This window comes from Streptococcus oralis (genome assembly GCF_003942585.1).
Taxonomy (GTDB): domain Bacteria; phylum Bacillota; class Bacilli; order Lactobacillales; family Streptococcaceae; genus Streptococcus; species Streptococcus oralis_BE.
Genome location: NZ_RJNK01000001.1, coordinates 215,408 through 236,518, shown reverse-complemented (window position 1 = coordinate 236,518; position 21,111 = coordinate 215,408). Strand labels below are relative to the sequence as shown.

At 40.2% G+C, this 21,111-nt stretch carries 21 protein-coding genes; 5 read left to right on the top strand and 16 right to left on the bottom strand.

The genetic code is table 11. The features are described 5' to 3' along the window. Positions 1-11 precede the first annotated feature (11 nt). A complete protein-coding gene (locus D8862_RS01190) occupies positions 12-1,190 on the top strand; it encodes a hypothetical protein (RefSeq protein ID WP_125448382.1) in 1,179 nt (392 codons plus the stop codon). Between the two features lie 33 nt (positions 1,191-1,223). On the opposite strand, the gene D8862_RS01185 is transcribed toward D8862_RS01190, so the two are convergent. Further along, positions 1,224-1,580, bottom strand: a complete 357-nt coding sequence (locus tag D8862_RS01185; protein ID WP_000560796.1) for a type II toxin-antitoxin system PemK/MazF family toxin — start codon at positions 1,578-1,580, stop codon at positions 1,224-1,226. Continuing rightward, positions 1,564-1,779 carry a type II toxin-antitoxin system PemI/MazE family antitoxin gene (gene mazE / locus D8862_RS01180; protein ID WP_125448381.1) on the bottom strand — a complete coding sequence of 72 codons (216 nt, stop codon included), beginning with the start codon at positions 1,777-1,779 and terminating at the stop codon, positions 1,564-1,566. The genes D8862_RS01185 and mazE overlap by 17 nt, the downstream gene beginning before the upstream one ends. Before the next feature lie 209 nt (positions 1,780-1,988). Here mazE and ylqF point away from each other — a divergent pair, with 209 nt between their 5' ends. From ylqF to xerS, 4 genes are all read left to right on the top strand, one after another. Next, on the top strand, positions 1,989-2,840 hold the full coding sequence (gene ylqF / locus D8862_RS01175) for a ribosome biogenesis GTPase YlqF (RefSeq protein WP_125448380.1): 852 nt from the start codon (positions 1,989-1,991) through the stop codon (positions 2,838-2,840). After that, positions 2,827-3,606: a ribonuclease HII gene (locus D8862_RS01170; RefSeq protein WP_125448379.1), complete on the top strand. Its 780-nt coding sequence runs from the start codon at positions 2,827-2,829 to the stop codon at positions 3,604-3,606. Before ylqF ends, D8862_RS01170 begins: the two co-directional genes overlap by 14 nt. 16 nt (positions 3,607-3,622) lie before the next feature. After that, positions 3,623-5,173, top strand: coding sequence for a ClC family H(+)/Cl(-) exchange transporter (locus D8862_RS01165; protein ID WP_125448378.1), 1,551 nt, complete (start codon positions 3,623-3,625; stop codon positions 5,171-5,173). A gap of 577 nt (positions 5,174-5,750) precedes the next feature. Then, positions 5,751-6,821, top strand: coding sequence for a tyrosine recombinase XerS (gene xerS, locus D8862_RS01155; RefSeq protein ID WP_125448377.1), 1,071 nt, complete (start codon positions 5,751-5,753; stop codon positions 6,819-6,821). 79 nt (positions 6,822-6,900) lie between these two features. Here the strand turns inward: xerS and D8862_RS01150 are convergent, their stop codons facing one another. The 14 genes from D8862_RS01150 to D8862_RS01085 all read right to left on the bottom strand — a co-directional run bounded on the left by D8862_RS01150 (position 6,901) and on the right by D8862_RS01085 (position 20,884). Then, complete coding sequence (locus D8862_RS01150; protein WP_125448376.1) at positions 6,901-7,542, bottom strand: hypothetical protein; 642 nt, start codon at positions 7,540-7,542, stop codon at positions 6,901-6,903. Positions 7,543-7,645: 103 nt separating this feature from the next. Continuing rightward, positions 7,646-8,635, bottom strand: coding sequence for a lipoate--protein ligase (locus D8862_RS01145; RefSeq protein WP_125448375.1), 990 nt, complete (start codon positions 8,633-8,635; stop codon positions 7,646-7,648). A gap of 191 nt (positions 8,636-8,826) precedes the next feature. Further along, the gene (lpdA, locus tag D8862_RS01140) at positions 8,827-10,533 is read right to left on the bottom strand and encodes a dihydrolipoyl dehydrogenase (RefSeq protein WP_125448374.1); all 1,707 of its coding nucleotides are present in this window, start codon (positions 10,531-10,533) and stop codon (positions 8,827-8,829) included. 44 nt (positions 10,534-10,577) lie between these two features. Further along, entirely contained in the window at positions 10,578-11,621 is a 1,044-nt protein-coding gene (locus D8862_RS01135; RefSeq protein WP_125448373.1) for a dihydrolipoamide acetyltransferase, read from the bottom strand. Positions 11,622-12,185: 564 nt separating this feature from the next. Further along, positions 12,186-13,178 carry an alpha-ketoacid dehydrogenase subunit beta gene (locus tag D8862_RS01130; RefSeq protein ID WP_125448372.1) on the bottom strand — a complete coding sequence of 331 codons (993 nt, stop codon included), beginning with the start codon at positions 13,176-13,178 and terminating at the stop codon, positions 12,186-12,188. Positions 13,179-13,193: 15 nt separating this feature from the next. Then, positions 13,194-14,162, bottom strand: a complete 969-nt coding sequence (locus tag D8862_RS01125) for a thiamine pyrophosphate-dependent dehydrogenase E1 component subunit alpha (protein ID WP_125448371.1) — start codon at positions 14,160-14,162, stop codon at positions 13,194-13,196. 154 nt (positions 14,163-14,316) lie between these two features. Beyond that, the gene (locus tag D8862_RS01120; RefSeq protein ID WP_125448370.1) at positions 14,317-15,672 is read right to left on the bottom strand and encodes an MATE family efflux transporter; all 1,356 of its coding nucleotides are present in this window, start codon (positions 15,670-15,672) and stop codon (positions 14,317-14,319) included. Between the two features lie 41 nt (positions 15,673-15,713). After that, positions 15,714-16,982 carry a dihydroorotase gene (locus D8862_RS01115; protein ID WP_125448369.1) on the bottom strand — a complete coding sequence of 423 codons (1,269 nt, stop codon included), beginning with the start codon at positions 16,980-16,982 and terminating at the stop codon, positions 15,714-15,716. Positions 16,983-16,994: 12 nt separating this feature from the next. Continuing rightward, entirely contained in the window at positions 16,995-17,459 is a 465-nt protein-coding gene (locus D8862_RS01110) for an NUDIX hydrolase (RefSeq protein WP_001135768.1), read from the bottom strand. Positions 17,460-17,468: 9 nt separating this feature from the next. Further along, on the bottom strand, positions 17,469-18,122 hold the full coding sequence (locus D8862_RS01105; RefSeq protein WP_125448368.1) for a uracil-DNA glycosylase: 654 nt from the start codon (positions 18,120-18,122) through the stop codon (positions 17,469-17,471). A gap of 11 nt (positions 18,123-18,133) precedes the next feature. Further along, positions 18,134-18,889, bottom strand: coding sequence for a DUF4336 domain-containing protein (locus tag D8862_RS01100; RefSeq protein ID WP_004243722.1), 756 nt, complete (start codon positions 18,887-18,889; stop codon positions 18,134-18,136). 64 nt (positions 18,890-18,953) lie between these two features. Continuing rightward, complete coding sequence (gene pynA, locus D8862_RS01095; protein WP_125448367.1) at positions 18,954-19,646, bottom strand: pyrimidine 5'-nucleotidase PynA; 693 nt, start codon at positions 19,644-19,646, stop codon at positions 18,954-18,956. A gap of 30 nt (positions 19,647-19,676) precedes the next feature. After that, positions 19,677-20,291: a hypothetical protein gene (locus D8862_RS01090; protein WP_125448366.1), complete on the bottom strand. Its 615-nt coding sequence runs from the start codon at positions 20,289-20,291 to the stop codon at positions 19,677-19,679. Positions 20,292-20,380: 89 nt separating this feature from the next. Beyond that, positions 20,381-20,884 (bottom strand): hypothetical protein, encoded by a 504-nt coding sequence (locus D8862_RS01085; protein WP_125448365.1) that lies wholly within the window; start codon positions 20,882-20,884, stop codon positions 20,381-20,383. Positions 20,885-21,111 lie beyond the last annotated feature (227 nt).

Here is a 21,111-nt window from a genome sequence, read left to right as displayed (position 1 = left end):
AAGGAGACCTCATGACACTTCCAGTTAGAAAATCCCTGCATGACGCAGTTTTACAGGCTTCAAAAGCCGATACTTGGGATCAAGCTACCAAGGAATGGAATGAAGTTTCCTTGATTTTTAATGGCATTGGTCGTAGTAATTGCGTCTGCGGAAATGCCATTAAATACTCTTACGAACTCTTTAATACTGTTACAGGCCAACGCCTCTTTCCGATTGGCAGCGATTGTGTTCGTCATTTTCATCGACTGACTTTAGACCAGCAACTGGAAGAGGAAGAAAAACTGCTTAGAAAGGTTGAAAATTTAACCAGAAAGGCTCAGAAAAAGGAAAAAATCAAGGTCAATAAAAGCGATTTTGACGAACGACTTCTAAAATGGTTTTGGGAGAAAGGTGTTTTCAAAGCCAATCGTGGCAATCAATTCGCGCCTGAGAGAGACTATCAGCTCTTCCTAGAAGTCTTTCAAGGTGGAAGTTGGACCAAAGCAGAACCAAAGAAAAAGGCTCGTATGGAAGAAGTGCTGGAAAAGTGTATCAAACCTTTTCTACTTGGCAAGACTGATGACCAACTCTACCTTGTCAAACTAGGTAAGGAGAAAATAGACTACGAGCAGCATTTACGGATTCAAGCAGAGAAAGAACGCAAGAAGAGAGATAAAATCGCCAAGCAATACGCTGATAACCTCATTCTTGCCATGGGGCCTGCTGAACGCGCCTATCAAGATTACTTTGGCTTTACAGAAACTCTCACACAAGAAGAACGAAAATGGGAGAAAATCCTCTTTGGAAAAAATAGAGACGAACGGGCTATCAAGGCAAAGCAAAATCAAAAAGAGCTTGAAAAAGAGCAAAGAATTTTAAAACAGGATTTTGAAGAACGAAAGCAAAAACAAATTTTGCTAGTAAATTCTTATTTTCGTGCTTTGCCTGATGAAAAAGCCAGATTTTCTCGGCTTCTATTAGAATATCGAAAAAGTGGTGAAGTACCTTTTTCAAATGATTACTTATCTGAGCATCTCATCGACTTTTTCTACAAGATGAAAGCCTTTGAGTTTGAAATTGCACCAGCACAAGTCCGCGATTTTCTAAAAGAATGCCTTCAGGCAGAGCATCTATCATCAGCAAAAGAAAGCTGGATTAGAGGGATTTTGACAAACTGCCTTCACCCATTTTTAGATAGGTTACTCATATAGAAAAAATCCTACCTTGTCTATGCATGGTAGGATTTATGTATCTCCGAAGATGTACTGGTAAAGTTGGACGACTTTCTGAAAACACTGCGTGTCCATTCTTGTTATTTTTTGAGCATTGCGCATCCGAAAATCAAAGGTATACAGTTGAAATGGATTGACGGCACCATCTACCTTATCCGACGAGACAGGAACGAGCAGGCCTTTTTCTGCTAAATGCTTTTGACCATGGGTAATGGGACAGACAGCCACAAAACCAGTTTGCAAAGCATATTCTCTCCTAGACACAACCAAGGCAGGGCGCCGTTTCTGGATTTCTCGACCGACTGATGGATCAAAGTCCAGCCAAATGATATCCTGCTTTTCAGGAATATAGTCAGATTTCGCTATCAAGTGACCTTACCCCTTCAAAATCATTTGTCATTCTCAAATCAGCAATCCCATCAAAAGGATCTTTTAGTTTTGGAGCTAAGACAATGACTCCGTCAATCCCTTTGTAGACAACTATTTCTTGACCTTCCGTCATACCCAAATTTTTAGGAATGGTCACAGTGAGAGAATTTCCCACCTTCCGAGTCTTTACTGTATTCATCGCTCCACCTCCACGAAACCGTATATACAAAGTATATACCAAACGGCAAATAAAGTCAAGCAAACGTTTGATTACATAAATTAAGTTATGTGCTATAGTATGATTTTATTTTAGTCAAAGCCTGTGCAAAAGCACCTAATTTATGATAGAATAGATGGTGAGAAAGAAAACGTTTTATTACGTTTTTTTAGTCGGAAGGGGAAAATATTATGGCTACTATTCAATGGTTTCCGGGCCACATGTCTAAGGCTCGGCGACAGGTTCAGGAGAATTTAAAATTTGTTGATTTTGTGACGATTTTGGTGGATGCTCGGCTACCTTTATCTAGTCAAAATCCTATGTTAAACAAGATTGTGGGTGATAAACCTAAACTTTTGATTTTGAACAAGGCTGATCTGGCTGACCCAGCAATGACAAAAGAATGGCGTCAGTACTTTGAATCACGAGGAATTCAAACATTGGCAATCAATTCTAAAGAGCAAGTGACTGTAAAAGTTGTGACTGATGCTGCTAAAAAGCTCATGGCTGATAAGATTGCACGCCAGAGAGAACGCGGTATCAAGATCGAAACCTTGCGGACCATGATTATCGGCATTCCAAATGCCGGCAAGTCAACTCTCATGAACCGTTTGGCTGGTAAAAAGATTGCAGTTGTCGGCAATAAACCAGGTGTTACCAAGGGGCAACAATGGCTCAAAACCAATAAAGACCTTGAAATCCTAGATACGCCAGGGATTCTTTGGCCTAAGTTTGAGGATGATACTGTCGCACTCAAACTAGCCCTAACTGGAGCAATTAAAGACCAGTTGCTTCCAATGGATGAAGTGACTATTTTTGGTCTCAATTATTTCAAAGAGCATTATCCAGAAAAGCTAGCTGAACGCTTCAAACAAATGAAAATTGAAGAAGAAGCTCCTGTTATCATCATGGATATGACACGTGCCCTCGGGTTCCGAGATGATTACGACCGTTTTTACAGCCTCTTCGTGAAGGAAGTTCGTGATGGAAAACTCGGTAACTACACCTTAGATACATTGGACGATATCGATGACGACGATTAAAGAAATCAAAGAACTTCTTGCCACTGTTAAAGAATTAGACAATCCTCTTTTTCTAGAATTCGAACAAGATACCCGTTCTGGAGTTCAAAAGGAAATCAACAAGCGTAAAAAAGTCATTCAGGCTGAACGCGAGGAAAATCTTCGTCTAGAAAATATGCTGTCCTATGAAAAAGAACTTTACAAGCAAGGAATGACCTTGATAGCAGGTGTTGACGAGGTTGGTCGTGGTCCACTGGCTGGACCTGTGGTCGCTACAGCCGTTATCTTGCCGAAAGATTGTAAAATCAGAGGTCTGAACGATAGTAAAAAGATCCCCAAAAAGAAACATCTGGAAATTTATCAAGCCGTTCAAGACCAAGCTTTGGCAATCGGTATTGGTATCATGGATAATCACATCATTGACCAAGTCAATATCTATGAAGCGACCAAGCTTGCCATGAAGGAAGCAATCTCCCAGCTCAGTCCGCAACCTGAGCACCTCTTGATTGATGCTATGCAGCTTGATTTACCAATTTCACAAACAGCAATTATCAAAGGGGATGCCAACTCCCTCTCTATCGCAGCCGCATCCATAGTTGCCAAAGTGACCCGAGATAGTTTAATGAAGGACTATGATGATCAATATCCTGGATATGATTTTACAGCTAATGCTGGATATGGAACTGCGAAACACCTAGAAGGATTGGAAAAACTAGGTGTCACCCCAATTCACCGAACCAGTTTTGAACCGATAAAATCACTAGTTGCAGCAAATAAAGAAAGTTAAGTTGGAGGAAATGATTATGGAGGAACAGTCAGAAATACTCAGCTCCAAGAAAGAATTTGCCTTTGCCTCAAGCACCATATTATCCCAAGTTGGACGAGGAATCATTGTTGGTCTCGCCGTCGGGCTAATCGTCGGATCCTTTCGTTTCTTAATCGAAAAGGGTTTCCATCTGATACAAGGACTTTATCAAGAACAATCGCACCTAGTGCGCAATCTTTTTATCATTGGTCTATTTTATTTAATAGTTTGCTGGCTCAGTGCGAAACTAACTCGGTCAGAAAAAGATATCAAAGGTTCAGGAATTCCGCAAGTCGAAGCAGAACTAAAGGGACTCATGTCACTTAATTGGTGGAGTGTCCTCTGGAAAAAATATGTATTAGGTATTCTTGCTATTGCCAGTGGCCTTATGCTAGGTAGAGAAGGGCCAAGTATTCAACTTGGAGCAGTTGGTGGAAAAGGTATTGCCAAGTGGCTAAAATCCAGTCCAGTAGAGGAACGTTCCTTGATTGCAAGTGGGGCTGCCGCAGGACTAGCAGCTGCCTTTAATGCACCAATCGCAGGTCTTCTCTTTGTTATAGAAGAAGTTTACCACCATTTTTCACGCTTTTTCTGGGTCTCAACTCTAGCAGCCAGTCTCGTAGCAAACTTTGTCTCACTACTCATATTTGGCTTAACCCCCGTACTGGATATGCCAGATAACATTCCTCTCATGACCCTAGACCAGTATTGGATTTACCTCCTTATGGGAGTTTTTCTCGGGCTATCTGGTTTTCTCTATGAGAAAGCTGTACTCAATGTCGGTCGAGTTTATGACTGGATTGGTCAAAAAATCCATTTGGATAAAGCTTATTATCCAATCTTTGCTTTTATCCTTATCATACCAGTCGGAATTTTCTTACCTCAAATTCTTGGTGGTGGAAATCAGGTCGTTCTTTCTTTGACTGAGCAAGATTTTAGTTTCCAACTTTTATTAGCTTACTTTTTGATCCGCTTTATTTGGAGCATGATTAGTTATGGAAGCGGCCTCCCAGGAGGAATTTTCCTTCCTATTCTGGCGCTTGGTTCCTTACTTGGTGCCCTAGTCGGTGTCATTTGTGTCAATCTTGGACTTGTCAGTCAGGAACAATTTCCTATATTTGTCATTTTAGGAATGAGTGGCTACTTTGGGGCGATTTCCAAGGCTCCCTTAACTGCTATGATACTCGTAACCGAGATGGTTGGAGATATTCGCAACCTCATGCCCCTCGGACTTGTGACCTTAGTCGCCTACATCGTCATGGATCTGCTCAAGGGTGCTCCAGTATATGAGGCCATGCTAGAAAAAATGCTACCAGAAGAAGCAACAGACGAAGGAGAAGTTACCCTAATTGAAATCCCTGTATCTGACAAGATCGCTGGAAAACAGGTTCACGAACTCAACTTGCCACATAACGTACTCATCACCACCCAAGTCCATAATGGCAAAAGCCAAACAGTTAACGGTTCAACTAGAATGTATCTGGGTGATATGATTCACCTAGTGATTCCAAAAAGTGAAATTGGAAAAGTAAAAGATTTGTTGTTGTAGGAATCATTTACATAATTTATGTTATGTATTTTGAATGCTGGATTTCTTAATAAATTACATTAGAAAACCGATTCTCAGCAATGAGATCGGTTATTTCTTACTGATAAGGTATTTCACATACAAGTAATTGGACTTTGTAAAAAATAAGACTACAATTAAGTTAGGAGCGATAAAGCATAAAAGCTAGAAAGGAGTTTACTGTATTTAATCTATGCAGTAAGATTAAAAATCATGAAAAAGAAAATGATAGCAATTATACAATGTATTTTGTACCCCGTGGCTCCCTATATAGCTCTTCAATTGTGTAGAATAAACAAAAGTCTCGTTGATAACACTCTCTTTACTATTTTCCTTATTCTGCTGACTATTTCATTCTGGCTTAGTATAGAGCACTAGATAATGATTCACAATAGAAACTCTAAAGACTTAGCTCTGTATTTCATAGATCTGAGTCTTTTTTCTATTTTATTCCTTTCTTTAAGAGCTCATATAACATCTTTCCGAAAAACTATAATTTTCTTGAAAAATATATAAGTCTATGCTATACTACTAGTAGACTTATTTATGGAGAAAATACATGAAACGTGAGATTTTACTGGAACGAATCGACAAACTAAAACAAATCATGCCCTGGTATGTTCTGGAATACTACCAGTCAAAGTTGGCTGTTCCATACAGCTTCACGACCCTCTACGAATACCTCAAGGAATACGATCGGTTTTTCAGCTGGGTTTTGGAGTCTGGTATTTCAAACGTTGATACAATGGCCGATATCCCCTTATCTGTCTTAGAACATATGACAAAAAAAGACATGGAATCCTTTATCCTATATCTACGTGAACGCCCATTGCTGAATGCCAATACAACCAAGCAAGGTGTCTCCCAGACAACTATCAATCGAACCTTATCGGCACTTTCTAGTCTTTATAAGTATCTAACCGAGGAAGTTGAAAACGAGCAAGGAGAGCCCTATTTCTATCGTAATGTAATGAAGAAAGTTTCAACCAAGAAAAAGAAAGAAACACTTGCTGCCAGAGCTGAAAACATCAAGCAAAAACTCTTTCTAGGTGATGAAACAGAAGGTTTTCTGACTTATATTGACCAAGAGTACCCACAACAACTCTCAAATCGCGCTCTCTCATCATTCAATAAAAATAAAGAACGTGATTTGGCCATTATTGCCCTTCTCTTGGCGTCTGGTGTCCGCTTGTCTGAAGCAGTTAATCTGGATCTAAGAGATCTCAATCTCAAAATGATGGTGATCGATGTCACTCGAAAAGGGGGCAAACGTGACTCGGTCAATGTCGCTGCCTTTGCAAAACCTTATCTAGAGAATTATCTAGCCATTCGAAATCAACGCTATAAGACGGAAAAGACAGATACAGCACTCTTTCTGACCTTATATCGTGGTGTTCCCAATCGTATCGATGCTTCCAGTGTTGAAAAAATGGTTGCTAAGTACTCTGAGGACTTCAAAGTGCGTGTAACCCCCCACAAACTACGCCATACCTTAGCAACTAGGCTCTATGATGCGACTAAATCGCAAGTTTTGGTCAGTCATCAGCTAGGACATGCCAGTACACAAGTCACTGACCTCTATACCCATATCGTCAATGATGAACAAAAGAATGCTTTAGATAGTTTATAAGTGTTACATATTATAAATTATGTAAAGCAACTATCGCTAAAAAACGAAAGATCAATTCCTTTTATCTTTCGTTTTTTAGTTATTTAAACTCAATCCAGTAGTTACGGTGTGGCTCTATAATTACTGGTTTACCCCAAAAGGCTTGTAGATAGGCTAGATTTGCTGGGCTTACAGGTTTTTTTGAATCATTGTACTGCTCAGCACTCTCTTTAGTTAGAAAACATTCTACTGCTTCATAAGAAGTTCCATCAGCTGATTCTCTTTCGATTCCCATATAAGAAATTTCGTCACCTTTTTTAAGACTGTCAGTCAACAGTTTACCAATAAAATACACTGTCTTATCCTTCATCAGTTCATAAGCTTTACCATTTTCCAGTCGGTTATTTGCTGCAGCGTACATAATACAAAAACTATCAACAATGTCTTTCAAAGGCATTAAGTCTTCTTTGTTTACTTTGATTTCATCGGGCAGAAGACCGCCAATTATAAGATTTTGGAAATAGGCTTGCTGGATTACATTATCTAAAGCCATTCCTAAAGGAATTTGAACAGCTTGGTATTCTAAAGGCTGAAGCTCTTTGTATTTCTTATCATAATGTTCTTGTGTGATGCTTATATTTAAACTTTCAGTTTGAGAAATTTCCGTATTTCTATAAAAAGCAACAACATTGCGGTCTAACTGTTCAAATAGATTAAGACTTTCTACTGGAATTTCTAACATTAATGAATAACTCCTTTTCATTTTTCCTCTCTATTATACTCTAATCAGCTTGATTATCAAGTCTAAATGTAATAAAAGAATCCATCTTAAATGGATTCTTTTATTATCCTACTACTGCTTCAGAAATTTCTTCACGGCTAATTCCAGCAAAGTAGCGTGTGATATCAATAGCTTCTAGTGCCTTAAGGACATCTTCGCGTTCGTATTTCACTCCACGAAGGACATCTTCTACAGCTGCAACGTCTTCAATACCAAAGAAGTCACCATAAATCTTGATGTCTTGGATTTTTGATTCAATGACATTGGCAAAAACTTCAACCTTACCGCTGGTAAATTTTGTTCCACGACGAACGTTAAATTCTGGTGATTTACCATAGTTCCAGTCCCAAGTACCAAACTTGGTATCCTTGATGCGATTGATTTCGGCTAATTCTTCTTCTGAAAAGACGTACTCAGTCATCTCTGGGTACTCTTTTTTCATGTATTCCAATAGCAAATCACGGAATTCTTCAACTGTGATTTTTTCTGGTAATTCATTGATAATATTGGTTACACGAGCACGGACGGATTTCACACCTTTTGACTCAAATTTGTCCTTTGAAACCTTGAGAGCATTTGCTAGAACTGATAAATCAACGTCAAAGAGTAAGCAACCGTGGTGCATGATACGACCATTGATATAGGCTTGGGCATTTCCGCAGAATTTCTTGCCATCAATCTCAAGGTCGTTACGACCTGTGAACTCAGCTTTAACACCGAGTTGAGCCAAGGTATTGATAACTGGAGTTGAAAAACTCTTGAAGTCAAAAGCCTTGTTTTCATCTTCTTTTGAGATAATCGTGTAGTTGAGGTTGTTTAAATCGTGATAAACAGCTCCACCACCACTGATACGGCGGACTACCTCAATACCATTTTCTCGAACATAATCACGGTTGATTTCTTCGATAGTGTTCTGGTGACGCCCAACAATGATAGAGGGTTTGTTAATCCAAAGAAGGAAGATTTGATCCTCATCTAGTAAGTGTTTAAAGGCATATTCTTCCAAGGCGATATTAAAGGCAGTGTCGTTTGAATGATTGATAATATATTTCATGGTATTTCCAAAAATTTAGTTTTTAAATTCTGTTCATAGCAATCCAATTTTCTAAAGTGGTAAAAAGAAATGTAACGTGTTATCGTTACATTTCTCGGAAAAATTGAGACAAGAGGCTCAATTTTTAGGCATGGAACTCTAATAGAGGTCGCTGCCGTCCGTACTACTTTAAGAAAATTTAGTTGAAAATCTTATTTATTTTTCTTAGGTGAATGGATGGCCATTCCCAAAACATCCGCAAATGCTTCGTACATGACTTCAGAGTATGTTGGGTGTCCGTGGATGGTCTTAAGCATTTCTTCAACAGTGATTTCCATTTCGATGATGCTTGATGCTTCGTTGATCAATTCTGCAGCTGCAGGACCGATGATGTGAACACCAAGGATTTCTCCATATTTCTTGTCGGCGATGACTTTTACGAAACCTTGAGCAGCATCCGATGCAATTGCACGACCGTTTGCTGCAAAGTTGAATTTACCGATAGCGACATCGTATTTTTCACGAGCTTGTTCTTCTGTTAGACCTACTGCTGCTACTTCAGGAAGAGTGTAAATGGCTGCAGGAGTCAAGTTAAGTTTCGCTACAACGTGATTTCCTTTAAGCGCATTTTCAGCTGCTACTTCACCCATACGGAAGGCTGCGTGCGCTAACATCTTAGTACCATTAATATCACCTGGTGCATATATACCTGGAACAGAAGTTTCCATGTATTCGTTGACCTTGATACGTCCACGATCCAATTCAAACTCAACATCGCCAATACCTTCTAGATCTGGAACACGACCGATTGAAAGAAGAGCTTTGCTTGCAATAATATCGTCTTTTCCTTCAACTTTGATACGAAGTTGACCATTTTCCTCGATAATTTCTTGCAGTTTTGTACCTGTTAAGATGGTCATTCCTTTGCGCTCAAGGATCAAGCGAAGGTTCTTAGAAACTTCGGCATCCATAGCTGGAACGATACGGTCCATCATTTCGATAACAGTCACTTTTGAACCAAATGTCATAAAGGCCTGACCGAGTTCGATACCGACAACGCCACCACCGATGATTACGAGGCTTTCTGGAACTTCGTTCATTTCAAGAATGTCATCACTTGTCATCACGAGTGATGATTCCATACCAGGAACGTTGATCTTGCTGACTTTTGAACCACCAGCAAGGATGATTTTCTTGGTTTCAAGCAATTCTGAACCATTTACCAAGACATTCTTGTCTTTAGTGATGGTACCAATTCCCTTATGAACAGTAACTCCGTAGCTACGAAGAAGACCTGCAACTCCGCCAACCAAAGTATTAACAACCTTAGACTTGGTTTCAAGAAGTTTGTCCATATCTACAGTGAAGTTTGGATTTTCGATGACGATACCCCGGTTTGCTGCATGACCGATGTTTTCGATGATTTCAGCGTTGTGAAGGTAGGTCTTAGTTGGGATACAGCCTCGGTTCAAGCACGTTCCACCGAGTTCAGATTTCTCAACAAGGGCAACCTTCCCACCGAGTTGGGCAGCTTTAATCGCTGCCACATAACCAGCAGGACCTCCACCAATCACAACGATATCAAAGGCATCATCACTCTTACCATCGTCGTTTGAGGCACTAGCTGCAGGTGCAGGTTTTGATTCTGGCGCTGCCGCTCCAGCGGTTGGGATGTTTTCACCTTCTTCGCCAAGATAACCGATAACTTCAGTTACTGGAACAGTTTCACCATCTCCTTTGAGGATGGCAATCAAGTATCCATCTTCTTCAGCTTCCAATTCCATGCTGACTTTGTCAGTCATGATTTCCAAAAGGATTTCTCCTTCTTTTACAAATTCACCGACTTTTTTATTCCATTGGACGATTTGTCCTTCTGTCATATCCACGCCGGCTTTTGGCATAATTACTTCTAAGGCCATGTCTTACTTCCTTTATCTAAATCTCTAAAATAACAATAGCTGACTTAAACCAACATTGAGATTGGATTCTCAATCAAGGCTTTTAAGTCTTTCATAAACTTTGCGCCAGCCATACCATCTACAACACGGTGGTCAATAGTTAATCCTAGGCTCATGATAGGGCGAATGACAATCTCACCATTGACAACTACAGGTTTCTCAACTGTTGAGCTAACCCCGAGGATAGCTGAGTTTGGTTGGTTAATAATCGGACCAAAGGACTGAACGCCAAACATTCCCAAGTTACTAATTGTGAAGGTTGAATTTTGCAGTTCACTTGGAGCCAATTTACCATCCAAGGTACGACCAATTACATCCTTGAAGGCTACAACCAACTCTGATAAGCTCATCTTCTCAGCATTGTAAACAACAGGTGTCATTAGGCCATTATCCATACCGACTGCCATAGCAAGGTTGACATAGTTATGAGTGATAATGGTCTTACCATCTTCAGTCAATGAAGCGTTGATGTAAGGGTGTTTCATCAATGTCTTAACAACAGCTAGCGAAAGAAGATCAGTAACCGTAATTTTCTTACCAGTTGCTTCCATGATTGGTTCAAGAACCTTCTTACGAAGAGCTAGCATTTCAGACATATCGACATCATAGTTGAGCGTGAAGGTTGGCGCAGTTAGGTAGGATTCAACCATACGTTGGGCGATGACCTTACGCATTGGTGTCATTGGAATACGCTCAATCTCACCATAAGGAGTGATATTGTCTGGAACTTCTTCCACTTTTTCGATTTGAGCAGGTGACTTGATGGTGTCGTTTTCGATATTTTCAGGAAGGAAGGCCAAAACGTCCTTCTTCATGATCTTACCACGATGACCAGTTCCTTGGATTTCCTGCCAAGCAATGTTATGTTCGAGGGCAATTCGTTTTGCAAGTGGCGAAATGCGAACCACGTTTGTGTCTTTATAAGTTTCCACGTCTTCTTTGTGGACACGACCGTTTGCACCTGAGCCAGAAACGTCGTAGAGGTTGATACCTAGATCATCCGCTAACTTTCTAGCCGCAGGAGTCGCTCTTAGCTTGTCATCAGCCATGACCTCTCCAATTCTAATTATGATACTAAGGGCGTAAAAAGCGACTGAAAAATAGGAAATCGACGCAGGCTTCGATGAAGCCAAGGAGATTTATCTTTTTTCCGAGCTTTTAGCCCGTGTTCGAATATAAGATATTAAGGACGAAGAGGGCAATGAAAAAATAGGAGATTGACGATGTGTTCGATGGACACAAGGAAATCTATCTTTTTTTCTCAGACCTCCGTCCGAATTCAATTACATGATACTAAGGGCGTAAAAAGTCAAAGTGAAAATAGGAAACTTGACGAAGAAACTTTAGTTTCTGGGAAAGTTTATCTTTTTCATACAGACTTTAGCTTAGCCCGTGTTCAACTCTACAAGTAACTTGGACACGAAACATGTCTCAAGTTACTACGGTTGCCGCTATCAGGCGGTCAACCTAGTAGACTTACTAAGTCACTCATCGAATAATAACAATTCGATTCGTTCCTGTCGCAACTTTACAAACAACTTGGATACAAAATATATCTCAAGTTACTAAAGTTAAAAACCTCTAAAATCTTACATAATTTAATTTATGCAAGATTATTCTTTGTTATAAGTCTTACGGATGGCATCTTTGATGCTTTCAACGGTTGGAATCATTGCATTTTCTAGGTTTTGCGCATAAGGCATTGGCACATCTTCTCCGGCACAACGGCGGATTGGTGCATCTAGATAGTCAAATGCTTCTGACTCTGAAATAATTGCTGAAATCTCGCCGATATAGCCACTTGTTTTGTGGGCGTCGTTGACCAGAACGACCTTTCCAGTCTTCTTAACTGAGTTAATGATGATATCCTTATCAAGCGGTACAAGGGTACGTGGGTCCACAATTTCAACCGAAATTCCTTCTTCTGCCAATTCTTCAGCTGCTTGAACCACACGGCGAAGCATTTTACCGTAAGTAACAACTGTTACATCCGTTCCTTCGCGTTTAATTTCGCCAACTCCAAGTGGGATTGTGTAGTCTGGATCAACTGGCACTTCCCCTTTTTGGTTAAATTCTGACTTGTACTCAAGAATGATAACAGGGTTATTATCACGGATAGAAGATTTTAGCAGTCCTTTCATGTCAGCAGGTGTACCTGGTGCTACAACCTTAAGTCCAGGAATGTGAGTAAACCAAGACTCTAGTGATTGCGAGTGCTGAGCTGCAGAACCGACACCGTTACCAGCTGCACAGCGGACAGTCATTGGAACCTGACCTTTACCACCAAACATAAAACGTGTTTTAGCGGCTTGGTTAACGATATTGTCCATGGCTATAACCGAGAAATCCATAAAGGTCATATCAACGATTGGGCGAAGTCCTGTCATAGCTGCTCCTGCTGCTGCTCCCGAGATGGCAGCTTCAGAAATCGGACAGTCACGGACACGTTCTGGACCAAATTCTTCAAGCATTCCGACAGAAGTTCCGAAGTCTCCTCCGAAGACACCGACGTCTTCTCCCATCAAGAATACATTTTCATCGCGACGCATTTCCTCAGACATAGCAAGGATAATGGTGTCACGGAAGGACATTGTTTTTGTTTCCATTTTATCTCTTTCTCCTTAGTCTGCGTAAATATCTTCAAAGGCCGATTCTAGTGGTGGGAATGGGCTTTCTTCTGCAAATTTAACAGAGGCTTCTACTGCTTCCTTGACTTTTGCTTGAATTTCTTCCAATTCTTCTGCACTTGCAATACTGTTTTCAATGAGGTATTTGCGAAGATTTTCGATTGGGTCTTTTTGTTTCCACAATTCCACTTCTTCACGGGTACGATATTTACCAGGGTCAGATGATGAGTGACCAAGCCAACGATAAGTGACACTTTCAATCAAGACTGGGCCATTGCCACCACGAACATGGTCTACGGCTTTCTTAAATCCTTCATAGACGTCGATGACATTGTTTCCATCTTCGATAAACATTCCAGGAATTCCATAAGCAGCGCTACGTTGATGGATATGCTCTACATTGGTCATTTTCTTGATATCCGCAGAGATCCCATAACCGTTGTTAATGCAGTAGAAAATAACTGGGAGTTTCCAAATAGAAGCCATGTTCACTGCTTCGTGGAAAACACCTTCGTTGGTCGCACCATCTCCAAAGAAGCAGACGACGATTTTACCAGTATGTTGCATTTGCTGACTGAGGGCTGCGCCAACAGCGATTCCCATACCACCACCTACGATACCATTGGCACCAAGGTTACCCGCATCAAGGTCGGCAATATGCATAGAACCACCTTTTCCTTTACAGGTTCCAGTGTATTTCCCAAGGATTTCTGCCATCATACCATTGAGGTCAATTCCTTTGGCGATAGCTTGTCCATGACCACGGTGGTTTGAGGTAATCAGATCATCTGGATTGAGAGCCAGCATAGCTCCGACGTTAGCGGCTTCCTCTCCAACAGAAAAGTGAGTCATACCAGGAACTTTCCCTTTTTTTACTAATTGTGCAATTTTTAAGTCCATTCGACGGATTTCTTCCATCTTACGGAACATCTCTAGCAAGAGATTTCTATCTAAAGTTGACATAATCTCGCCTTTCTAGGTTTAAAGTTTTATATCCTCATTCTATCGCATTATGAAAGCACTGTCAAAATATATGCTTAGATTCTTTCACAAAATACAAAAAGAAAACCCCAGTTTATCGGGATTTTCTATAAATTAAAACATTTTTTCACAAAGTTTATTTGACATTGGAAACTTCAAATCTTTTCATAATTGTTTGCAAGCGCCCTTGATAGAGGATAGCACTAACGACCAAACTCGCTATTAGACCAATCCAGTAAGAATAGGCTCCCAAAGTTGTTACTTGATCTAGGAATAAGCCTAATGGAATGGACACAGCCCAGTAAGCAATTACTCCTAGATAAAAGGGAACAACCGTATCCTTATAGCCTCTCAGTATTCCTTGTAAAGGAGCTGCAACGGTGTCAGCTAACTGGAAAAAAAGACTATAAGTTAGGAAGGTAGAGGTTAGATCAATGAAATCAGGATTATTTCCATATAAACTGGCTACGACATCTCTCAAAATATAGAGAAAGCTCAATGTAAAGCCTGCAAATATCAGTGCTATACAACGTCCAAGTTTGATATAGGTCTTAGCATCATAAAAGCGCTTAGCCCCCACCTCATAAGAAACAACGATGGCCATGGCAGAAGAAATACTCATGGGAAAAGCATACATGAGCGTCGAGAAGTTCATGGCTGACTGGTGGCTGGCAATAATCATAGACGAAAACTTAGCCATAATCAAACCAACGACTGAAAAAATGATGACTTCAGCAAAAACAGTTCCACCGATTGGTAAGCCCAAGCGAATCCCTTCTTTGATCTTTACTAGATCAAGCGGAAGCGGTTTTTCCAAATGAAACTCTTTTAACTTTTCTTGCTTTAAAAGGATGATGGCAGAGATTCCAAGGAGGCACCAGTAAGCTAGGGAAGTACCTAAGCCTGCACCTGCTCCACCTAACTCTGGAAACCCAAAGGCACCGTAAATTAATAAATAGTTAAATCCACAATTTAAAGGTAGTAATAAGAGCATGAGGTACATAGATAGTTTGGTCAGACCGAGTGAATCAAGTAGCGATCGGATAACACTGAAAAGCAACAAGGGAATAATTCCGATAGACAAGTACCAAAGATAAGAAACCGAAACTGCTGCAACTTGGGATTCTAGCCCGATATGGTTTAAGACTGGGGGTGCTAAGAATACTACCATTCCAAGCAAGACCAAAGACAGTCCGAAAGCTAGGTAGATGAATTGGTAAAAGTCAGATGCTACTTCTTCCTTTTTGCCTCGTCCTAGATGATGGCCGATGATGGGCACCATGGCCGAAACAATCCCTGTTAAAAAGGTAAAGAAAGGATTCCAGAGACTCGTTGCAGTTGAAACACCAGCCAAGTCCATGGTATTGTACTGCCCCGTCATGGTTGTATCGACAAAAGAGGCAGAATAATTGGCAAACTGATAAATCAGGATAGGGAAAAATATCTTAAGAAATAAGACAAACTTATCTTTAAATTGATGGGTTGGATACATAAACGCTCTCTATTCTTATAGTTTATAGAGCAGAGTCCCATCTAGTTTTGGTAGACGATTTGTCCCTTACAAATAGTATATTTGACCTGCCCTTTTAAGGTTTCGCCGATAAATGGTGAATTGGATGATTTTGAAGCAAAGTCTGGACCAACAGTACGATCAGCCTTGTCATCAAAGATGGTGATATCCGCTGGACCATTTTCAGCTAAGTAGCCTGCTTCAAAGTTATAAAGCTTAGCCGGATTGACAGTCATTTTTTCAAGCAATTCCATCAAGCTTAGTTCACCAGCATCTACCAAATAAGTCAAACCAAGAGAAAGAGAGGTTTCCAAACCTGTCATACCAGATGGCGCTTTGGTGATATCTTCTACATTTTTCTCATCTGCATGGTGAGGCGCGTGGTCCGTTGCGATAACTGTGATAACACCTGACTTGAGACCTTCGATAACGGCACGACGATCTGATTCCAAACGAAGCGGAGGATTCATTTTGGCATTACTACCTTGCGTCAAGAGGAGGGCCTCTGTCTTAGAGAAATGTTGTGGAGCTACTTCTGCCGTGACATGGGCACCCAAACCTTGGGCAAACTCCACTACCTTGACACTTTCCTCCTTAGATAAATGCTGGATGTGAACATGTGCCTTAGTTGCATAGGCAATCATAACATCACGCGCAATCATAGCGTATTCTGCCACTCCTGTCGCTCCACAGATATGAAAATGTTCCTTAGCGATGTTTTCATTAAAGCCAAGAATCCCGTTCAAACCTGGATCTTCTTCGTGAAGGCAAACAAAGGTGCCAAGTTTCTTGGCAGTTTCCAAGGCTTCTTTGAGAACCTTGCTACTTTCAAGTGGAATACCATCATCTGAAAAACCAACGGCACCGGCTTCTAAAAGTGCCTTAAAGTCGGTCAAATCTTGGCCATTAAAGTTCTTGGTAATAGTCGCAACCGTCTTGACATTGATCTTTTCTTTAGCAGCTGACTGGAGAACTTCTTGCAAAGTATCCACGTCTGAAATGGTTGGACTGGTATTAGCCATCATGACGACCGTTGTAAAACCACCTGCAGCGGCCGCTAGGGCACCAGTATGAATGTCTTCTTTATGAGTTTGACCAGGTTCACGGAAATGAACATGAATATCAACTAGTCCAGGCGCAACCACAAGCCCAGTAGCATCAATTAGCTCTGATCCTTCTTCCTTGATTTCAGGCGCAATTTTGACAATTTTTCCATCTTGGACTAAAACATCACACACTTGATCCAAACCAGACTTGGGATCCATTACACGACCTTTTTTGATTAGTAGCATCTGCTTTCTCCTTTATTCATAAAAATCAACTTGGGTATCCAACAATTTATCCCCATCGTAAACGAACTTGGCTGAAAAGAAGGGTTTGTCCTCTAAAAGCCACTCAACAAAGGTGTGGTCACCTTCCCAAGTCGGCTTACTTAAGACCTCATCATAGGGAACCCATTCTAAGGTCCCCTCATTGCAGTCAATCAAGTCACCCTCAAACTCCGTTACCTTAAAAACATAGGTGTACCAGTCTAAATCTGGCGTGAATTCTGGAAAAGTGATAACACCTTTTAGAACTGGCTTGGCTTTGAGCCCTGTTTCTTCGAGGATTTCACGCGCTGCACATTCCTGTGGAGTCTCCCCTCGCTCTAGCTTACCACCCACACCAATCCATTTACCTTCATGGACATCATTGGGCTTTTTATTGCGATGGAGCATGAGCAGTTCTTTTCCGTTATCAATGTAGCAAATCGTCGCTAACTGAGGCATATTTTCTCCTTATCTAAGCCAATCGATTGGCTCTTGTTCGGTCTCTGTTAAGAATGCATTGGCCTTGGAAAAAGGCTTAGAACCCCAAAATCCTCTATAAACAGATAAAGGACTGGGATGGGCTGATTCGATAATCAAGTGATGAGGATTGGTAACCAAGGCCTTCTTCTTACGTGCATAGGATCCCCAGAGTACAAAGACTACTGGTCTGTCTAGATGATTGACAACCTGAATCACAGCATCTGTAAAAGGCTCCCATATCAGCCCAGCATGACCATTGGCCTGGCCGGCAGGAACGGTCAAACAGGCATTGAGAAGTAAGACTCCTTGCTCAGCCCAAACCGTCAAATCATGGGATTTCTTAACTCCGACGTCATCTGCTAATTCTTTCAAGATATTTTGCAAGGATGGCGGAGCTGGAATGGTATCCGGTACAGAAAAACTCAAGCCCTGAGCTTGACCTGGCCCGTGATAGGGGTCTTGCCCTAGAATCACCACCTTAACCTCTTCCAGAGGAGTAGTCAAGAGAGCCTGAAAAACCTTTTCCTTAGGTGGATAAACAGTTCCCTGTGCATATGCCTGCTCCATAAATTGATTGATTTTCCCGAAATACCCCTCAGGTAATTGCTCCTTAATCAAAGCATGCCAAGATGAGTGTTGCATCTTTTTCTCCTTTACCGTATCCATCTAAAAGCACGTTTTAATTCATCTATACCATTCTCAAAAAAGCATAGACCGTGTGCAAGAATGATTTTATCCGGTTTCCAGTTTAATATACGGGCAAAGGAAACCTTTGCTTCCCTTTGTCTTCCTAAAAAAGTCATCCGATAATCGATAGGAGTTTGACCATCAGGGGCTGTTACACGGGCTAAACGATAGATTTTTCTTCGGATTGGACTAGCTATCTTTTCCGGTTCAAAATTCTCTATAAGGTCCGTTACAATGAGTGTTTTAGTCGATTTATGAAAAAACACCACTTCTTCAATCACGGAACTTCCCTTAAAAATAAGTTGATCAATCTCATCAGACCATAAGTCAGGAGACTCATCTGCTAAGGGAGCATCAAATTCCACCTTGACATTCTGACTTTTCACTCTCTCTTCAACTCCTGGACTAGACCATGCTTGTGCATAAGGATATCTTTTTTTCCAATCTGCAATATAGGCGTAGTGAATCTTATTTGGTGAAATCAGGTAAGCGACTCTGCCCAAAGTATCCAGTTCAGTAAAGAGCTCCTCATTGGGCGCAATAGGAGAATGAATCCAGAGTTTTCCATCATTTAACTTAACCACCGTCATACGTGTCTGAAAAGGAAGTTTGAAGATTTTCATATCCATTTGAATCAAATCACCATCTGCAATCCAGATATTTTGATCAACTTCCTTTAGTGTATACAATGGTTCATAAAGAGAAAGAGCTGGTCTTGACATCATTTACTATTCCTTAGTTTTTCCTGCCTCTATTATAGCAAAAAGTGGCTATTGAAACCACTTTTTACAGTTTATCTAAGAGTTCTAGTAGAGCTAGGTAAGAATGGACTTCGTAAGTCGGCTGGGCTTGCGTCTTAATTTCCAGATGATGGGGATTATACCAGATAGTATCGATACCAGCATTATTGCCACCTTGAATATCAGCTGTTAGGGAATCTCCAATCATCAGGGCCTTTTCTTTATCAAATCCAGCAATCTGCTGACCGATTTTTTCATAGAATAGTGCATCAGGCTTTTGCGTTTGCAACTGCTCGGAAATAAAGATTTGGTTGAAATAGGGAGCCAGACCTGATTGAGCCAAGCGCCCTGTTTGAATAGCAGTTATCCCATTTGTCGCAGCGTACAGCTCATAATCACGCTCAATGAGACTGTCCAAAAGTTCATGAGCCCCCGAAAGAGTTTGTCCCTGCTGGGCTAGAAGAAACTGGTATCGCTGGGCCAGTAAAGTCCCATCTTTCTCTAGCCCAAAATGAGCAAACAAACGTGAAAAGCGCGTGTTAACCAGCTCTTGTTTACTGATTTTCTTTTGCTCCAAATCCTTCCAGAGAGCCTTGTTCATAGGAACGTAATAGTCTTTATAGGCTTGAATGTCTGCAACCCCTTCTTCTTTTAGAAGTTGCGTCAGAGCCACATCCTCAGCAGCATCAAAATCAAGCAAGGTGTGGTCGAGGTCGAAGAGTAAAAATTTGTAGGACATTAAATTTCCTTTCTGAGTGAGAAAAAGTCGCTAATATTTATTTGGGAAATATTCTTTTCCCAACTGCCATAAATACTGATCAATCTCTTTAAGATTAAATTCTTCTAATCCGTAGTATTCTCTAAAAGCAATAATTATATTTTTAAATTTTTGATAATCTTTTAGATCTGCATTCTTAAAGTTGGAAAATTTATCTGTTTTTCTAAAATATTTCAATACTTTTTCTACATAGCTATCATAAATAGGGTATTCTTTAGGATTATGATGGGAACAGTATTTAGTAGAAAAAGAATAGAACTTTCTAGTTACTCCATTGATAGTAACATTCTGAATTTCATTGACTAAAGTTACATCACCTTGTCTCAATCTCTCGTCAATTTTAAGACTCAGAATATGCTCTGCAACTGGATAAACTGAAAAAATATTTGTGCTATAAAAATCATTTAATGTAGCAACCTTTAATAAAATATCAGAAATTTCTTCGTTACTTGGTAATAGCTCAAAAAACAATTTATCTAAAGCATCTTCTTGCAACTTATAATTTTTAAGATTTTTCCACGATTTTAAGTATTTTTCAACTTCAATGGCTGAAGGTTTTAAAATAACAATATCTGATTTCTGTTTTCTATTGTAGTTTATTTGCATATCTATCTCACTTCAAGTAGTTATTCAAAAAATTTGATAGATTAATTATAGCATATTACAAAACGAATGGGTAACCTCTTTATTCTCCCCTACCCCAACCCCTTCGCTATTCTGCTTTTTTCAAGTTTTCCCTTAGTAATTCGTTTCCATAAAACAAGAGGGTTCAAACTATAAGATAGGCGTACGAGGAAATAATTAACCCATTCGATAAGGGCAAAAAGTTGTATCAGTGTGGCGAAGATAGCCACTTGGACACTCTGTGTGTTCCAGACTATAAAAGGAAAGCCTGAAATAAGTAAAACAAGGTCTAGTATTCTGAAACCACCATATAGTTTGGGGACACTACCGCTTCCAAATTGAGGTTTCGACAGTCTTATAATCAAAATTGCCCAATAGATTGAACCTTGAAGCAAAATAAATGTCAGTAAAGACAAAGGATAGAGAATGGTGACTAGACTCCTCCAATCACCAAGCCGATTTTTCAAAAGGAAAAAACACAACCAAAAGGATAAGACGGCTGTAAACTCTCCCAAACAGAGGGACACCAACTCTTTTCTAACTTTCTCTTTTTGTATGTTCATCATCTCCTCCATCTATCTAACATCCTATATCAGAAAAAAGCCATTCGAACCAGTTTATAGTCAACATTTCACAGAATAAAGGCATTCTAAGAATCGAAAAGCCTAATTCCTTTAATATCAATGTAATTCTAAGTTTAGAATTGCATTAAAATAAATGTTTTAGGGCTATTCTAAGTCTATGACAGCCTTAAATTTTAATTTTTGAAGGATTCTAAAGCTAAAATAGCTCTAAAATTACG

Bases quoted from the DNA above. Each gene is read 5' to 3' on its own strand.
- D8862_RS01190 (WP_125448382.1), top strand. From the start codon at position 12: ATGACACTTCCAGTTAGAAAATCCCTGCATGACGCAGTTTTACAGGCT.
- mazE (WP_125448381.1), bottom strand. From the start codon at position 1,779: ATGAATACAGTAAAGACTCGGAAGGTGGGAAATTCTCTCACTGTGACC.
- ylqF (WP_125448380.1), top strand. From the start codon at position 1,989: ATGGCTACTATTCAATGGTTTCCGGGCCACATGTCTAAGGCTCGGCGA.
- D8862_RS01170 (WP_125448379.1), top strand. From the start codon at position 2,827: ATGACGACGATTAAAGAAATCAAAGAACTTCTTGCCACTGTTAAAGAA.
- D8862_RS01165 (WP_125448378.1), top strand. From the start codon at position 3,623: ATGGAGGAACAGTCAGAAATACTCAGCTCCAAGAAAGAATTTGCCTTT.
- xerS (WP_125448377.1), top strand. From the start codon at position 5,751: ATGAAACGTGAGATTTTACTGGAACGAATCGACAAACTAAAACAAATC.
- D8862_RS01150 (WP_125448376.1), bottom strand. From the start codon at position 7,542: ATGTTAGAAATTCCAGTAGAAAGTCTTAATCTATTTGAACAGTTAGAC.
- D8862_RS01145 (WP_125448375.1), bottom strand. From the start codon at position 8,635: ATGAAATATATTATCAATCATTCAAACGACACTGCCTTTAATATCGCC.
- lpdA (WP_125448374.1), bottom strand. From the start codon at position 10,533: ATGGCCTTAGAAGTAATTATGCCAAAAGCCGGCGTGGATATGACAGAA.
- D8862_RS01135 (WP_125448373.1), bottom strand. From the start codon at position 11,621: ATGGCTGATGACAAGCTAAGAGCGACTCCTGCGGCTAGAAAGTTAGCG.
- D8862_RS01130 (WP_125448372.1), bottom strand. From the start codon at position 13,178: ATGGAAACAAAAACAATGTCCTTCCGTGACACCATTATCCTTGCTATG.
- D8862_RS01125 (WP_125448371.1), bottom strand. From the start codon at position 14,162: ATGTCAACTTTAGATAGAAATCTCTTGCTAGAGATGTTCCGTAAGATG.
- D8862_RS01120 (WP_125448370.1), bottom strand. From the start codon at position 15,672: ATGTATCCAACCCATCAATTTAAAGATAAGTTTGTCTTATTTCTTAAG.
- D8862_RS01115 (WP_125448369.1), bottom strand. From the start codon at position 16,982: ATGCTACTAATCAAAAAAGGTCGTGTAATGGATCCCAAGTCTGGTTTG.
- D8862_RS01110 (WP_001135768.1), bottom strand. From the start codon at position 17,459: ATGCCTCAGTTAGCGACGATTTGCTACATTGATAACGGAAAAGAACTG.
- D8862_RS01105 (WP_125448368.1), bottom strand. From the start codon at position 18,122: ATGCAACACTCATCTTGGCATGCTTTGATTAAGGAGCAATTACCTGAG.
- D8862_RS01100 (WP_004243722.1), bottom strand. From the start codon at position 18,889: ATGTCAAGACCAGCTCTTTCTCTTTATGAACCATTGTATACACTAAAG.
- pynA (WP_125448367.1), bottom strand. From the start codon at position 19,646: ATGTCCTACAAATTTTTACTCTTCGACCTCGACCACACCTTGCTTGAT.
- D8862_RS01090 (WP_125448366.1), bottom strand. From the start codon at position 20,291: ATGCAAATAAACTACAATAGAAAACAGAAATCAGATATTGTTATTTTA.
- D8862_RS01085 (WP_125448365.1), bottom strand. From the start codon at position 20,884: ATGGAGGAGATGATGAACATACAAAAAGAGAAAGTTAGAAAAGAGTTG.